The organism is Stenotrophomonas sp. Sm2128, from assembly GCF_030985535.1.
Taxonomy (GTDB): Bacteria; Pseudomonadota; Gammaproteobacteria; order Xanthomonadales; family Xanthomonadaceae; genus Stenotrophomonas; species Stenotrophomonas maltophilia.
In genome coordinates this window covers 25200-40893 of sequence record NZ_JAPTFQ010000013.1, presented here as the reverse complement: position 1 = coordinate 40893, position 15694 = coordinate 25200, and the positions used below count along the sequence as shown (strand labels likewise).

Annotated in this window: 9 protein-coding genes; 2 read left to right on the top strand and 7 right to left on the bottom strand. The window is 63.0% G+C overall.

Going from position 1 to position 15694, the window contains the following annotated elements:
• Both O0K41_RS05910 and O0K41_RS05905 read right to left on the bottom strand, forming a co-directional pair.
• On the bottom strand, window positions 1–4008 hold the full coding sequence (locus O0K41_RS05910) for an RHS repeat-associated core domain-containing protein (protein WP_239503538.1): 4008 nt from the start codon (window positions 4006–4008) through the stop codon (window positions 1–3).
• 22 nt (window positions 4009–4030) lie between these two features.
• Window positions 4031–6679 (bottom strand): RHS repeat domain-containing protein, encoded by a 2649-nt coding sequence (locus O0K41_RS05905; protein WP_164221609.1) that lies wholly within the window; start codon window positions 6677–6679, stop codon window positions 4031–4033.
• 414 nt (window positions 6680–7093) lie between these two features.
• Between O0K41_RS05905 and O0K41_RS05900 the strand changes: the two genes are divergently transcribed.
• Window positions 7094–8593, top strand: coding sequence for a YifB family Mg chelatase-like AAA ATPase (locus tag O0K41_RS05900; protein WP_164221611.1), 1500 nt, complete (start codon window positions 7094–7096; stop codon window positions 8591–8593).
• Window positions 8594–8789: 196 nt separating this feature from the next.
• Here O0K41_RS05900 and O0K41_RS05895 read toward each other — a convergent pair whose 3' ends face one another.
• The 3 genes from O0K41_RS05895 to yidA form a co-directional block, all read right to left on the bottom strand.
• On the bottom strand, window positions 8790–9176 hold the full coding sequence (locus O0K41_RS05895; RefSeq protein ID WP_099481399.1) for a hypothetical protein: 387 nt from the start codon (window positions 9174–9176) through the stop codon (window positions 8790–8792).
• Between the two features lie 165 nt (window positions 9177–9341).
• Window positions 9342–11660: a TonB-dependent receptor gene (locus O0K41_RS05890; RefSeq protein ID WP_164221613.1), complete on the bottom strand. Its 2319-nt coding sequence runs from the start codon at window positions 11658–11660 to the stop codon at window positions 9342–9344.
• 365 nt (window positions 11661–12025) lie between these two features.
• Entirely contained in the window at window positions 12026–12859 is an 834-nt protein-coding gene (yidA, locus tag O0K41_RS05885; RefSeq protein ID WP_088436445.1) for a sugar-phosphatase, read from the bottom strand.
• A gap of 149 nt (window positions 12860–13008) precedes the next feature.
• Here yidA and O0K41_RS05880 point away from each other — a divergent pair, with 149 nt between their 5' ends.
• Window positions 13009–13659, top strand: coding sequence for an exopolysaccharide biosynthesis protein (locus O0K41_RS05880; RefSeq protein WP_012481491.1), 651 nt, complete (start codon window positions 13009–13011; stop codon window positions 13657–13659).
• A gap of 147 nt (window positions 13660–13806) precedes the next feature.
• On the opposite strand, the gene O0K41_RS05875 is transcribed toward O0K41_RS05880, so the two are convergent.
• On the bottom strand, window positions 13807–15117 hold the full coding sequence (locus O0K41_RS05875; RefSeq protein ID WP_123959175.1) for a sorbosone dehydrogenase family protein: 1311 nt from the start codon (window positions 15115–15117) through the stop codon (window positions 13807–13809).
• Window positions 15110–15550 (bottom strand): DUF2231 domain-containing protein, encoded by a 441-nt coding sequence (locus tag O0K41_RS05870; protein WP_149501099.1) that lies wholly within the window; start codon window positions 15548–15550, stop codon window positions 15110–15112. The genes O0K41_RS05875 and O0K41_RS05870 overlap by 8 nt, the downstream gene beginning before the upstream one ends.
• Window positions 15551–15694 lie beyond the last annotated feature (144 nt).

Sequence of the window (15694 nt, the reverse complement as noted above, 5' to 3'; positions counted from 1 at the left end):
TCAGAGTCCCAAAGACTTAAGAATGGCGGGATGATTGGCATAAATTGACCTTGCGGCGTCCATTATCTGGGCTTGGCTCGGTGGCGGCCTGCCATACGGAAACATCGATCGCCACTGGTTGGTAAAGACCTGATGCTCCGTTCTAGTCACCACAACCGAAAGCATTTCACCCTCCTTCACTTGCATAACACCTGCAAACCGCTTCTCAATAAGATGGTGAACTTGTAACCCAGACCCTGTACCCACCATTCTCTTCAGAGAGTTGTAGGATGCAATGCCAAACTCACCCGCACGCGAGAGATTCCCAAAGCCTCTCGCTGCATTGCCCCCACGCAGCACTACCATGATGGAGGCGAGCTTGAGGCCACCAGCAGCCGTTGATCCCGTTGGAGAGTTCATCAACGGAACGACGATCGCCTCCGACACGGCATCGAAATCGGTCAAGCTCCCCTGTCCGATGAAGAAATTCCGTTCAGAAAAATACTCCTCAATGGCGCCCAGGCCTGTAGCCTTGACGGTCTCCGCAGGCGCGGGGGCGTTGGGATCGTGCTGTGGCACTCCGCCAGGTGTCGGCGACGGCGCACCGGTCAGGTTTGCCCCGGCGAACCAGCTGCCATTGCACATATGTGACCCGGTTGCCTGGTCACACGCGCCCGTGGGATCTGAGAATCGGAATGGGTTGTTGCTGGCGTATCGATAGCGATTGAAATTTGGCCCTCCGGAGGTGCTAGCAGCTAACGGATCGGGAGAAATGAACCTCGCCAGTTGTGGGTCGTAGTAGCGCCGCCCCATGTAGACCAGTCCCGTGTCGGGGTCTGCAAGATGGCCTGAGTAGCCTGGAATCTTCGCAGCAGGCGCCGCGTCTGCCTCGCCATACGGTGACCAGAAGTGACGCGTCAGCACCTCTCCATTAGCCCTGCTCGTTGCCACCAGCGTATTGAGTGCATCGTGATGAAGATAGGTGAGCGTTGCGCCCGTGGCAGAGCTGGTGCGAATAGCCAGCAGTCTCTTGCCGAGGTAGATGTAGTCAGACGTTTCCCCACCTTGGGTGGACTCGATCAGCTCCCCACCCACGAGGTACTGCCAGGAGCGATCCAGATCACTCGCCAAGAAGCCAAGTTCACCGCCACCGCGCTCTGGAATGGATACCTCCCAGTTGTGGCTAGCCGTGATGGGCGTCTTGCCCAACATGGGTGAAGCTTCTGATGTCGGTGCCGACGTTGATGCTGTTGCGTAAGCACGCAGTCCGGCTCCGTCGTAGAAGTATTTCTGCACATCTCCGGCGGAACGGAGCTGGCCACCCATGTCGTAGGTGAACGTCTGGCCATTACGTACCGCCAGATTGCCTGCCACGTCGTAGGAGAAGCCAGAGACGCCGTTACCGCTGGGGTCCCGCAGCAGTTCCAGGCGATTGCGGGTGTCGTAATGGAACGTGCGCTCCCGCTTCCCTGGCAATCGCATCGAGACGATGTTGTCCAACGTGTCATAGCCGAACGTGTACTGCCCATTCCCACCAAATGCCGGCGCGCGGGCCTGAATCAATCGATCAAGGCGATCGTAGCCCAAGCTGATCTTCCAGGAGTCGCCGCGTACGGCATCGCTGATCTGGCTGATGTTTCCCGTCGCGTCATAGCTGTAGTTCAGATCGACCATGCCACTGTCAACGATGCGGCTGGTCAACTGTCGCGCATTCTCGGTTACGCCACGTACGATGCCATTGCCGTAGGTCAGCGCGGCGGTTTCACCACTGGGGAAGTAGGCGATGTTGCTGGCGAGTACGGCGCCCGTGCCATCCTGTAGCCGCACGGGCTGGCCCAGAGCATTCAAGGATTGCTGGACGGAGTAGCCATCAGGGTAGTCCGTACGAACATGCTGACCCATGTGGTCATAGCCAAATGCCAGCGTTCGGGCGCTCGCGCTGCCTATGACACGGCTCTGACTGACCACCGACCCGAGAGAGTTGTAGGTACGGGTGGTCACCACTGGCACACGGTCCTGATTGAAGACCCTCTCAGTCTTCAGCTGGCCCGTAGGTGTGTACTCAAGCTGCTGATCACCCAGACCATCGGGATAGACCACCGTCTGCAGGCGATTGCTGGCATCGTAGTTGCGTGAAACGCGGCGCGCTGCAATCTGCGGCGCCTCACGGTTGCATTCGGTCAGGCTGGGCAACTCCAGCCCGCTCGCACTCCAGGCAAGATTGCCGGCCGCATCGTAGCCAAACACGGTCGCCCCGGTTTCTGGCTCGATGACCTTGCACAACCGAAGGTTGTCGTCGTAGACGTATCGCCGGGCCACGGTCGGGGCCGGATTGTCTGGATTGACTGGCAAGGTAGGAGCGGCTTTGGCGGTGGCCGCCGCCTGGGCAATCGCATCACCCGCAACCGAAAGCGTGAATCGATTCGTGCCGGCGCCAATCGGCACCACGATGGAACCGCTCGCTCCGCTGCCGACCACAGAACCGCCATCACGCTTGAGTTCTGCACGGGAGTCCGTGGCCGACCAGGTCAGGGTGACGTTGCAGGTCTGCGCACCAGCTGCAATCTGGCACATCGCAGGGGACACAGACAGAGTGCCACTGGGCGCTGCGGGAACGACGAACGCACCGGAACCGCCAATGGTGTTGTTGGGTTGTCCAACGGGGGAAATTCCATGGACATAGATCGGTTGCCCAGCCCGCTGGCGGCGCTGCTCATTGCTCATTGGAAGCGAGAAGCGATGATTGCCTCCGGCCTTGCAGGACGTAGCCACGGCCGGCTCACTCGCCAAATCGGCCTTACCGGTCAGGAAGATCGTCCCGCCACTGCCGGCGGCTCCACCGGTGTAGACATGAATTTCGATCGACGAATCAATGCCCGTCGAACACGCCCACCCTCGGATCTGACCGTCGCTGGTGACGCCATCGATATTGCCGATTACCTTGGACGGCGGCCCGTTGACGGTGACCTGGACATTGTCACTTTCCCGACCAAACCACTCTTTGCCCTCTTCCAGCAATCGCCATTGGAAGCTGTAGACGCCCGGCAATGAAGGAGCTACCACATCGAATTCAAAGAACGCAGGCAGCTGTGGACTGACGTCATTCGGCATTGGGACCCGCGCTCTGCCCCACAGGACATTGTCATTGGGATTCCAGGAGCCCAGTGCATAGCCCGCAGACGCCGACCACGTGGTATTGCCCGTATTGACGAACTTCAGCTTGACGCGATAGGTCCGCCCGGCCTCCATGCTGGTCGGGACTTCTTGCTCATACATGACGCCGCGGTTGAGCCTTCCGGTCGTCTCAAAGGTCTGCTCGCTGCTGGTGCTACCAAAGCGAACACCATTGCGGTTCATCTGCCATTGGAGCGTTGTCGGCCCGTTCTCACTGGCCGCTACTCCGTTGAACGCAAACGTTGCTGTGCCGCCCGGAGCCACGTCGTGGGGTACAGCAACCTCGGCAATTCCTAGCTTCGTAGCGCTGGAAACGTAGCGCTCGGCCTGACCCAGTCGATAGCCCTCCCCTGCTCGCCAAGTTGTGTTGCCCGTGTTTCGGAATATGACAGTACCACTGAATGGAATTCCTCTATCGGCCGAATTAGGCCAGCTTGCGGAAACGTACTCCGCGCCGTCAAAAGGGGTTGGCGGTGCCGCCACCGTGACCGTGATCGTGGGTGAGATTAGTTGTCTGGAAGACTCATTGCCGTTGAAGTTGCGCACGCCAAATGCCTTGTAGACATATTGATACGTGCCCGCTGACAGGCCGTTCTCGGTATAGGTCCCGTTCGGAAGTCGGGAGATCACTTGGCCATTGCGCGTGAGCTGTATGTCTTCCAAATACTCGGCTTTGGGGCCAGTGCTTGTGACGCCACTTTTGAGCTGCAACTGATAGGTTGCTGGTGCCGTGTAGGAGGTTTGGGCTGGCCCCGTAAGTTCAATCCAAGCGTCAGCGTGTGCCACCTGGCACAGGAAGATGATCATCAGCCCCAGCAGAACAGCTGCGGCCGTGCGTAGTTTTTCAGTGTTCACGAATGCCATCCTTGACGTGGTTTCAGTTTGCGGACTGGGCCACTTCGGTAGTCAGGCCAAACGCATTCCGTTTTATGCTGACCTTGCTGCCATCGGCACGAATGATCTGCGCAGGCTTCCCGTAGTCCGGGCCTTCAAACGCATCGAATCGGGTGATGGTCTGATGGCCGAGTGGATCCACGACTGTTGTGGTGGCATTGCTGCTGTAGCCAATGGTTGTAATCAGCAGGCCCTGCTCGCTGTCCTGGGACGAAGAGGTCTTCCGCCCCAGCGCGTCGTACTCGGTCCAGGTACCGGTCGCCACCGTGCTATCGCGTGAAGGATAAGAGGTGAACGTCAGGCGACCTTCGCTGTCGTATGCGTTCCTGACCCATCGCTGCGTGCCGGCGACGTTGTTTGCATCGTATTCGCGCACCAGGAGCGGCTGCCAGAGTGCGTCGAGATAGGTTTCCTGACGCCGTGCCCCTTGGGCGTTATCGACTCGCCAGTGCCCCGGCGAAAGGCCGTACTCATCGACCGCGACCTGACGGAATGAGATGGTAGTCTTGGCCCACTGGTTCTCATCGACCGGCGGTTGGACTTCGCGCACGCGACCCATCGGATCGTGCAGATAGGAAGTAGTCCTTTGTAGCGCGTCCGTGGTGGAAGTGATCCACCCGTTTCCATCTGCCGACATGCGATTGGTAGTGCCATCGGGATTGATGACCAATCGCGGCACGCCGCGATACCAGTCTTGGATCTGCGTTTCGTTCCCCTTTCCATCGCGCACTGCACTGATCGTGCCATCCGCCGCATAAGTAACACTCTGCAGCAAAGCCCCGGCCCGATAGACGGCATTCGGCTTGGCCATACCGTCATAGGCATACTGTGTGGTGATCTTTCCCGACGCAGCCTCCTTGACACTCAGCACCTGATCCAAGACCCAAGGGCTGGCCGTATCCAGATGCTCTCGTATCTCAGCCTTGGTACCAGAAGGACCGGTATAGCTCACGCGTGCCGGACGGGCCTTGCGATCGAAATCGCTGTAGACCACGCGGTAGGTATCGCCATCTTGAGAGAATGTGCTTTCACTGAGAGCGCTCAGCATGCCCGCCAAGAACTGACCCGCTTGGACCCCGATAGAATGCCCGACCCGCGTCCTGAACGGACCGGTCTCGGAACCGAACGTATAGGTGTAGAGCTCGTCACGCTGCACTTGGCCAGCTGCGTCCAGAACCTGCTTTTGCATGAGCTTTCGCTCGTTCAGAGCTGGATTGGCACCGTAGCGCTCGCGAATCTGCGTTCCATCCGGCTTGGTCAGGCTGGACCAGCGGCCGCTTCCCGGCAACTGCAGGTTGTAGCTTCGCGTAGTGACCATCGGAGACAGTCCGGGCCCGGTGATGGTGCGCTTCTTCAAAGACCAGGCTTGGTAGTGCGAGGGTGTCAGTCCATTGCAAGGATCGGAGCGAATGAACAACTCCATTTCAAAGTCGAATATGCCTCGGGCACCCGAGGGGGCGACCACCGTCATCTGCGTAGGAGGGGGCTCACTACCGGCCCGTATTTCGCACCCGCCCTCATCGTCGGCTTTACGGATAGGGAAACTGGACTGGAGGCGTCCGCGATGACTGTAAGCCCACGCCGAGCCATCCGGAAGCGTGACCTGGGACAAGCCGCCGTCGTTCCCGTCCGTGTCGCCAACATACGAATACCGCCATATGCGCCCATTGGCTTGCACGCTGGTCACCCGACCGTCGCCGTCATAGCTCAGGTCAATCCGGCGACCGTCGCTGGACTCAATGTTAGTGAGTTTGTCTCCGTTGTAACTATAGGACACCCAATTCCCATAGCGGTCCTCCACACGCGACGCCAGAAGATAGACCCGCTTACGCCCCACCGAACGATTGGCAGCGCCATCACTGAACTGAGCTGTTGCATAGGGTCTTTCCACACCCCAGTCGAAGAAGTACTTCTTCCCATCCGGGGTGTGCCCAATAAACGCCTCGCCCGGATATCCATTTCGTGTTGCAGCCAAACAGGTGAACCGTGCTCTCGAAGCCGTCATCCACTTGGGCGCCTCCAAGCCTGGTGCCGTGGCATGGGACGGATCGTCGGCAATCAGAAGCTCCTCGCCATTTCCGCCATGCCACTTCACGTCAATGCCGAAGCCGATATTGGTATAGCCCCAGGTCTCCAATAGGTAGGGCGCCTTATTGACCGAACAACGCTGTGTGGTCTGCGCCCCTGGATCGCCCGTAATCCATCCAGCCCCCTTGGTCCATACGCCCGACATGTGGGGAACGACGATTTCCCAATCGTCAAACAGCGTCAGCCCTTTGGCCTCGCTATAGCGAGATCCTCGGTTGACGGCCTCAACTCCAAAGCGGCGGGCGATGCTGACCGGAAGGTCGAAATTGCCAGGTATGGACACGTCTTCAACAAGGAACTCGGTGCTGCCGTCGAAGCCGGAAGTTCGATCCCCGAATACCTCATCTGCGGATATGGCGGCAAGCGACTGCGCGCTTTTTACCCTCTTCTCATACTCTTGATAGTTGAAGAGTCCATCCTGGGCTGAGACGTGGAACCCGACTCCCAGCGCAAGTGCCAAGCCGACGATGAGCGAGCAAAGCGGCGAGCCCGGATAAACATTGCAGGGAGCATTTTCCCCCCGCCGGTCCTTGGCAGAAATCATGTCCGTTACATCCTTGGATGAAGGGCGACAAACGACTCAGCTTCCGTTCATGCGGATGATTACTCCAACTGAAGTACCCTTGTCAAGACCTGATCTTCATGTTCGGACTTCCTCAGTTCAATCAGCAGTCGCCCTGTTGGGTAGCCAGCATGATCGATGCAGTCTGGCGAGTGCCGGATAGCGAACGCGCGCGCATCAGCTTCGAGCGTTGGATGAACTCTCAGCGGAAACTGGGACGGTTGCTCTAGGAAGACGCAGAGCCACTGTTGGTCGAGGCGTGCTCTGGGTGCTCTGGCGAGTGTGCACCCGGCGAACACCGGCCAGAATCCTCCTAGCCACTTCACCAGCAATTCCCGATAGCTCCCCGCAGCGCACCTGCCGCACCATCAAGCGTCTCTCTGCAGGAACCCAATCATGAGCCTGGCACTGGTCCACAGCCGTGCCCGCGCCGGGGTCGATGCCCCGCTGGTGCGGGTGGAAGTGCATCTCTCTGGCGGCCTTCCTGTCACGCAGATCGTGGGCCTGGCCGAAACCAGCGTGCGCGAATCCCGCGAGCGCGTGCGTGCCGCCCTGCTCTGCGCACGCTTCGACTTTCCACAGCGGCGCATCACGTTGAATCTGGCGCCCGCCGACCTGCCCAAGGAAGGTGGTCGCTACGACCTGGCGATTGCCTTGGGCATTCTTGCGGCCAGCGGCCAGGTCGATCCACAGTCGCTGCTGCAGTACGAATTCCTGGGCGAGCTTGGCCTGACCGGTGAGCTGCGGCCGGTGGCCGGTGCACTGCCGGCCGCGATTGCCGCCGCTGAAGCCGGTCGCATCCTGGTGGTACCGCCGGGGAATGCCGCAGAGGCAGCTTTGGCCGAGCATGCCGATGTGCGTGTAGCGCGCACACTGCTGGAGTGCTGCGCCGGGTTGGGCAATCCGCGCCTGTTGCCGCCCGTGGAACGCGTGGACACGACACCGTTGCCACTGCCCGATCTGACCGACGTGCGCGGGCAGGCGCATGCACGACGCGCATTGGAAGTGGCTGCCGCCGGTGGGCACCATCTGTTGTTGATCGGCAGTCCTGGCTGCGGCAAGACACTGCTGGCCTCGCGCCTGCCCAGCCTGTTGCCGGATACCGAAGAGACTGAGGCGCTGCAGCTGGCCGCGATTGCATCGGTGAGTGGCGAAGGACTGGACCCGCGACGGTGGCGGCAGCGGCCCTTTCGGGCACCGCATCACAGTGCCAGTGCGGCGGCGCTGGTGGGTGGGGGCAACCCGCCCTGCCCCGGTGAGATATCACTGGCCCACCATGGAGTCCTCTTCCTTGACGAGCTTCCAGAGTGGAACCGCAGCGCACTGGAAACCCTGCGCGAGCCACTGGAGTCCGGCCACATCCGCATCGCCCGCGCGGCACGCAGCGTGCAGTACCCCGCGCGGTTCCAACTGGTGGCCGCGATGAATCCCTGCCCGTGCGGCTGGGCCGGTGACCGCAGCAACCGCTGCCTGTGCAGCGACGAACGGATCAATCGCTACCGCGCGCGGGTGTCTGGCCCGTTGCTGGACCGCATCGATCTGCATATCGGCGTGACGCGGATGGACGCGGTGGAGCTGCGGGAGAGCACGCCGCTGGGTGAGCCCAGTGCTGCGGTACGCGCACGGGTGGAAGCCGCCCATGCCCGGCAGCAGGCGCGTGGCGCGCTCAATGCGCATCTGCCGCCAGCGGCGCTGCGGGCGTGCACGAAGCTGAGCGAGGCCGATCAGGATCTGTTGGAGCAGGCCATCGAGCGTCTGCAGCTTTCGGCACGTGCGATGCACCGGATTCTGCGGGTGGCGCGCACGATTTCTGATCTGGCGGGTTGCGAAACGATCCAGACGGCGCATCTGGCTGAGGCCATTGGCTACCGGCAGCTGGACCGGGGAAAGCCCTAGAAGCACCGTCCCGAGTGGTCGTTGGTAGAGTCGACTGTTAGTCGACTCGCGCGCGAAGCGCGGTATCTTGGTGGGCCGACGCGAAGAGCAGTCGACTAACAGTCGACTCTACCAGGAGCGGGTCATGGCGACGGATGGTGCGATGATGCCGGAGCGGGTCATGGCCGCCTGGCGGCGCTAATGCCGCCCCCACGCATTACGCCGCGGAATCCACGCGCCCCCGCTTCGCCAGCAACGCCACCCGACGGCTGACCAGCGCGTGCAGCTCCGCCAGCTCCGACGCCCGGTCAGCCGTCATGTTCCCGCCAAACAGCACCCGCGACAACGCCGCCTCGTCGCTGTCGTCCGGGTGCTGCCACCGGTCCCGGTACACCTTCTGGCACACCAGCCAGGCCAGCCGCAGCCCCCCACCGGGCAACGGACGGACCACGCGCTCGTAGACGTGCCAGAACTGGTACTCGGCCTCCAGGTCGATCACAGGCGTCACGGACAGCGCCTGCCTGGGCCGTCCTGGGCCCCGGATGCCGAACAGCAGGGTTCGCGGGTTGTGCTGTGCCATGCCAACAGGATGACCCAGCAACATTGTGGGAACCTTGCGTCGTTGCCGGAAAATCGCTGCCGGCCGCGCAAAGCTGGGTCTGGGGTCAGAGCCCTTTGCTGCGCAAAGGGATCTGACCCCGATCACGGGATGGCTGCGGGGTCGGATCCCTTTGCGCAGCAAAGGGCTCTGACCCCGGCCTTCGTTGCCTCAGAACGCCATCGAGGTCCTGAACATCAGCTGCCGTGGCGCGCTGCGCTGCAGGGTCTGGTAATCCCCCGAGAATGACGAGCCGGCAATGGTGGCGGTGCCGATGTTGTGGCGGTTGAACAGGTTGCTCACGTCCAGCCGCAGCTCCAGGCCGGGCACGGCGCTGTCCGCACCGAAGCGGTAGGCGGCATAGGTGTTGACCTGCCAGAAGGTCGGCACGCGGATGTCGTTCTCGTAGGTGAAGGGCTGGCGCAGGTAGGAGGTGCTGGTGGCACCGAAACGCCAGTCACCGAAGTGGGCGGACAGGTCGCTGACCAGCGAGATCTGCGGGTAGCCCGGCTGGGCATTGCCCTTGATCGGGTACACGGTGTCGCCCACCACGAAATCACTGTCGTAGTACGAACGGGCCACGGCCACGCCCTGGTAGAACTGCAGGTGGTCGCTCAGGTCGGCGGAGATGCCGAGGTCGGCACCGATCACGTGCATCTTCGGCATCAGCCGCACTGTGTTGATCTGCGCGAACTGGGTGCCGATGGCGGCCGACAGCAGGCGGTTGCGGATGTCGTTGTAGAACACGTCGCCGGTGATCGTCAGCCGATCGAAGCGATGCGACGCGCCTACGGTGAGGTTCCAGTTCTTCTCCGGGCGCAGCGTGCCGGCCACGCGGTCGAACTCTTCCTGGTCGGTGATGGTCCACGCCGAGGCGGTGTAGCCGATGTTGCCGCGCTGGGCCACGCGGTAGCCGTTCATGGTGTTGGCCAGGTCGATGAAGGCATCGGTGGATTCGGTCGGGCTCCAGAACAGCGAGACATGCGGCAGGAAGTTGCTCTTCGCGCGCAGCGTGCCGTTCACCGGCCGGTCCTTGGCATCACCCAGGCCGCCACCGCGGGTGCGGAAGTCCACGGCCTTGAAGCCGACACCCAGCTTCAGCGTGTCGTTCAGCACGATGTCGTCCTGCAGGTACAACTGGCGCGAGCGGGTCACCCAGCTCGATGCGTTGTCGGTCTTGAACGCGGGGCCGTACACGTCGAACGGGCCGGTGGCCTTCAGCGGCGGGCCCTCGCCCAGCAGTGGCTGCTGGTACCACTCGGTCTTGGCCGCGGCCTTGCTCTTCTCCTGCCAGAAACCGGCAGTGAAGGTGTGCGCGCCGGTCTCGAACTGCAGGTTGACCATGCCGCCCAGGCGGTTGAGGCGCGGCGTCTGTACCTGTTCGGAGAACGGTGCGCCGTTGGGCGACGGTACGGTCGGGTCGGTCAGCGTGGCCTGGGTGTGGCTGTTGGCGTTGTACAGCTGCACGTTGCCACTCAGCGCCGGGGTGATCTGGAAGCGATGGTTGATCGATGACACGCGGTCGCGGGTGGTCTGGCCGGTGTCGTACGGAATCAGTTCGGACAGCTCACCGCAGGTGTAGGCGCCGCAGGATTTGTCCGCGTTTTCCGGCGAGGCCACGTACCACGCCCACGCATAATCGGGATAGAAAATGTCGGCCTTCCAGCCCAGCTTGCGGATCATGTCGAAGGAGATGTTGTTGTAGCCCCAGACCTTGGCCTTGCTGTCGGACAGGAACACGGTGAAGTCACCCCAGGCGACGTCCTGCTGCAGCTTCAGGTCGCCGCGCAGGAAGTTCTGCGTGCCCTCGCCCTGGTACTTGTCGGCGGACACGCGCTGCAGGTCGACCAGCACTTTCGGGCCATGCTCACCGAGCTGGCCGCTCTGCCCGGACACGGTGGTGACCAGCGTGCTGTTGCTGCCCACGCCCTGCTTCACACGCAGGCTGGGCGTGTCCTGCAGGTCGCGCAGGCGGTATTCCAGGCTGCCGCCGTTGACGCTGCTGGAGAACACGCTGACCGGCGCACCACCGGGGCTGACTGTGATCGCGCCGATGCCATCGGGCACGCCCACATTCACCACGCTGGTGCCGGTGAGCGAGAGGAAGCCGTTGTCGTTCAGCGGCACACCCTCGAAGGTGATGCCCATTTCGTTCATGCGGAAGCCGCGCACGAACAGGCTGGTGGCCGAGATATCCAGGCCCAGCCCGTCGGTGGCGGTGTAGCTGGCACCGGGCACCTGTTTCAGCATGGCCAGGCCGTTGTTGCCGGTGACCATCGCGTCGAGGTCTTCGGCCTTGATGATGTAGCGGTTGGGGCCGACCACCTGGGTCGGTGCCACGGCCGCACCGCGCGGTGTGGCAATGACCTGCAGGGCATTGAGCGTGGTGGGCGAGTCGTGCGCGGCATCGTGCGTTTCTGCGGCGTACGCAGGTGCGGTGATGACCGCGATGATGGCCAGGGCGAGGCGCGTCGTGGGTGGGGTGTTCATGGCAGTAAATCCGTGTGCAGGGAGAGAGCGGCGCAGGCGCACGCCCAGCGCGTTGCAGCACCGGTGTCGGCGCCCTGGCTGGCGGTGCGATCGCGTTGAGAGGGTGACGGCGCGGAGCGTGCCGGTCAGTGGCAGAGGAAGACGATCATCTGCCGTGGGATTCGGCGGGGTGATTTCGACGTGCGGAATTCTTGCATCGCACTGCCGCATCCGCCATTGCGCCGTGGTACAGCGCCGATGGCGATGGGCATGGGTGGGATATACGTGGGTATAGCCCCGCCGTGGTAGAGGCCGACCTTGGTCGGCGCTTGCCGTTTGTGTGTGCCAACCAAGGTTGGCACCTACCAGAGCATAGAGACGCGCGGTTACTGCAGGACGAAGCGCTCAATGGCGCGCGCCACGCCGTCATCAGCATTGCTGCTGGTCTCAAACCGCGCCACCGCCTTCACCGCATCGATGGCATTGCCCATCGCGACGCTGGTACCGGCGTACTGCAGCATGGTCAGATCGTTTTCCTGGTCGCCGATGGCCATCACGTTGGCGCGGTCGATGCCCAGATGCTCGGCCAGCTTCTGCAGGCTCGGGCCCTTTCCCGCGCGGTGGTCGAACACTTCCAGGAAGTACGGCGCGCTCTTCAATACCGCGAAGCGCTCGGTCAGTTCGCTGGGCAGGCGCGCGATGGCGGCATCCAGTACCTCGGGCTCGTCGATCATCATCAGCTTGATGAAGGACATCGACGGGTCCATGTCTTCCACGCGGCGATAGGACAGCGGCATCCGCGAGAGATGCGAATCGGCCACGGTGTAGTAGCTGATGTCCTGGTTGGGCGTGTACATGCGCTGGCTGTCCAGCGCCTGGAAGTGCACGCCCACTTGGCGGGCCACCTGCTCGCAGAACAGGAAATCGTCGAAGCTGAGCGGATACTCGACCACGGTTTCGCGCGTGCCGATGCGCTGCACCAGGCCGCCGTTGCAGGCGATGCAGTAGTCGTCGTTGCCGGTGATGCCCAGCTCGTGCAGGTACGGCGCCAGGCCCGGAACCGGGCGGCCACTGGTCAGCACGATGTGCACGCCCAGCGCGCGCGCCTGCGCGATGGCCTTCCTGGCGCGTGGGGTGAGCTGGTGCGACGGGTCCAGCAGGGTGCCATCCATGTCGATGGCGACCAGTTCGATGGTCGATTGCCTGCGGCCCATGTCCATTGCGTTCAACTCATGCGGGGCACGCCAGTTTACCCCCTCATGCCCGGTTCACCTCTTTGCCCACGTTGGCCGGGATACTGCAGGAGCCTGTGCGTTCCCCACCGCAGGACGGCCCGCTGACCGCCCTTCCCTGGAGAAGCTTGCGACGCATGACCTACCGTGCCCCCGAAACCGACGACAGCGCCCCCCTGGCCCAGCAGATCGAGCAGATGATCGACGAGCTGCCCGGCGACCAGGTGCGCGTCGGCACCCTGCTCAGTGCGCTGGGCGATGAAGGCCTGTTGCTGATCGTGATCCTGCTCTCGGCCATCTTCATCATCCCGGTGTCGATTCCCGGGCTGAGTACGGTGTTTGGTGCCTCGATCCTGCTGATCGGCCTGAGCCGGGTGCGCAACCGCCCGCTGTGGGTACCGCAGAAACTGGCGCGCCGCGAGATCGCCACCGACAAGCTGAAGGCCAACCTCGGCCGTGCGCTGAAATGGGTGCACCGCATGGAGCGGCTGTCACGGCCGATGCGGCTGGCGGTGATGGTGCGCTCGAAGAAGATGATGCGCCTGAACAACCTGATGCTGGTGTTCGCGACCTTGCTGCTGATGGCGCCGGCCGGGCCGATTCCCTTCAGCAACACGCTGCCGGCATTGGCGCTGATGTCCTTTGCGATCGGCTTCATCCAGCGCGATGGTGCGGCGGTGGCTGCCGGTTATGGTTTCGTGGTGGCCACGGTGGTGTATTTCGGCGTGCTGCTGGGTGGCATGGGGTTTGCCGCCGAGTCGGTGTTCAGCGGGTTCCGGGCACGCTGAACCCGGTGGCTGAACCGGCAGGGCGGAGTCGACAGGGTAGAGTCGACTGCCCTTCGCTGCTCACCGGGGAAGCACGCGCTGCGCGTGCGAGTCGACTGACAGTCGACTCTACCGGATGTTCTTCGGCCATGGCTCGACGCTACACAGCTACTTGGCCGACACCCGCCACACCACGTCGCCCACGTCGTCGGCCACCAGCAGCGCGCCTTCGGCGTCCATCGCCATGCCCACCGGCGCACCCATCAGCGTCTTCTCGTCCTTCGAAGCGAAGCCGCTGACCACGGTCTGCGGTCGCCCGGTCGGCTTGCCGTCCTTGAACGGTACGTAGACCACTTCGTAGCCGCTCAGCGGCGAGCGGTCCCAGCTGCCGTGTTCGCCGATGAAGGCACCGCCGTGGTATTGCGGGGGCAGTGCCTGGCCGGTGTAGAACAGCAGGCCAAGCGGTGCCACGTGCGAGCCGATGGCGTAGTCCGGCACGATCGCTTTGGATACCAGGTCCGGCCGCTGCGGCTGCACGCGCTCGTCCACGTGCTGGCCGTAGTAGCTGTAGGGCCAGCCGTAGAAGCCATCTTCCTTCACCGAGGTGAGGTAATCCGGCACCAGGTCGGCACCGATCTCATCACGCTCGTTGGCCACGGCCCACAGCTGGCCAGTGCTCGGCTCCCAGTCCAGCCCGGTCGGGTTGCGGATGCCCGACGCGAAGATGCGGCTGCCACGGGTAGCTACGTCCACCTCCAGCACGACCGCGCGGCGGTATTCGACGGCCAGGCCATTTTCAGTAATGTTGCTGTTGGAGCCGACGCCCACGTACAGCTTGCTGCCATCGCGGCTGGCCAGCAGTTCCTTGGTCCAGTGGTGGTTGATGGTGCTGGGCAGGTCGGTGAACTCGCGGCCCTTGTCGGACATGCGGGTTTCGCCGGGCACGTAGTGGTACTGCATGATGTTGCCGGTGTTGGCCACGTACAGCGTGTCACCGATCAGCTGGATGCCGAACGGCGAGTGCAGGCCTTCGATGTAGACGTGCTGGGTCCAGGTGTTCGTGCCTGGCGAGCGGCGCAGCAGGGTGACCCGGTTGCCGCCCTTGCCAGCCTTGCCCGAGCGCGCCTTCACCTTGCCGGCGATCCACTGCTTGGGTGTGGTGACCGGCTCTTCGCCGGGGCCATTGCCTTCCACCACCAGTACATCGCCGTTGGGCAGGGTCAGCAGCCGGCGCGGGTGCTGCAGGTTGGCGGCGATGCGCTCGATCTTCAGGCCTTCGGCCACCGTGGGGGCCTGGCCGTCGGCCCAGCCAACGCCCTTGGGCACCTGCATCGGCGGCATCAGGAAGTTGGCCGGCTTGGGCAGCGGCGGCTGCGGGCCCGACTGGTCGGCCGGATGGTACTCGGCCTTGCCGGCGCAGGCCGACAGGGCGGCGGCCAATGCCAAGGCGGCGACGGTGGGCAGGATGTGCTTAGCCATGACGACCTCCCTGCAGCACCGGCGGCTGCAGTGACAGCAGGATCAGGCCCAGCGCGATCAGGGCCACGGTCAGCGCCGACAGGATCGTGCCCGGCACTGCAACGGCATACGCATCGCGGCTGTGCACGAAGGCGTTCCAGATGGCCATCACCACCGCGACCAGGTTGAGGAAGAAGTCGATGCGGTCGATACGGGTGGCCGTGCCGTTGCGGCGCCAGACCGCGAACAGGTTGATCAGGCGCGGAAGGATGGCGATCAGCAGGCCGAAGGTGATTAGCCAGGCGGCGGCCTTTCCCCACATCACCTCGGCGCTGTTGAGGTAGATCGCGTCGAAGATCAGTGCACCGACGAAGAAGCCGAAGGGTATCGGGTTCAACAGGCTGAACAGCGTGGTGCCGAGGCCGCGATGGGCCTGGGCGAGCGGATTGACCATCATCGTGCTCCGTGCGGAAGGGTGCACGGGCTGTAGTAGCACAGCGGGCTGTGAGGGCGCGCGATGACACCTGGTAGATCCACGCCATGCGTGGATGCAGGTGCCAATCAGGATTGGCGTCCGCCAGGTGCGGGGCACGGCGGT

What these genes read in the sequence shown, in the direction of transcription:
- yidA (WP_088436445.1), bottom strand. Translation starts at nt 12,859, where the DNA reads ATGGACATGGGCCGCAGGCAATCGACCATCGAACTGGTCGCCATCGAC.
- O0K41_RS05880 (WP_012481491.1), top strand. Translation starts at nt 13,009, where the DNA reads ATGACCTACCGTGCCCCCGAAACCGACGACAGCGCCCCCCTGGCCCAG.
- O0K41_RS05875 (WP_123959175.1), bottom strand. Translation starts at nt 15,117, where the DNA reads ATGGCTAAGCACATCCTGCCCACCGTCGCCGCCTTGGCATTGGCCGCC.
- O0K41_RS05900 (WP_164221611.1), top strand. Translation starts at nt 7,094, where the DNA reads ATGAGCCTGGCACTGGTCCACAGCCGTGCCCGCGCCGGGGTCGATGCC.
- O0K41_RS05905 (WP_164221609.1), bottom strand. Translation starts at nt 6,679, where the DNA reads ATGATTTCTGCCAAGGACCGGCGGGGGGAAAATGCTCCCTGCAATGTT.
- O0K41_RS05890 (WP_164221613.1), bottom strand. Translation starts at nt 11,660, where the DNA reads ATGAACACCCCACCCACGACGCGCCTCGCCCTGGCCATCATCGCGGTC.
- O0K41_RS05870 (WP_149501099.1), bottom strand. Translation starts at nt 15,550, where the DNA reads ATGGTCAATCCGCTCGCCCAGGCCCATCGCGGCCTCGGCACCACGCTG.
- O0K41_RS05895 (WP_099481399.1), bottom strand. Translation starts at nt 9,176, where the DNA reads ATGTTGCTGGGTCATCCTGTTGGCATGGCACAGCACAACCCGCGAACC.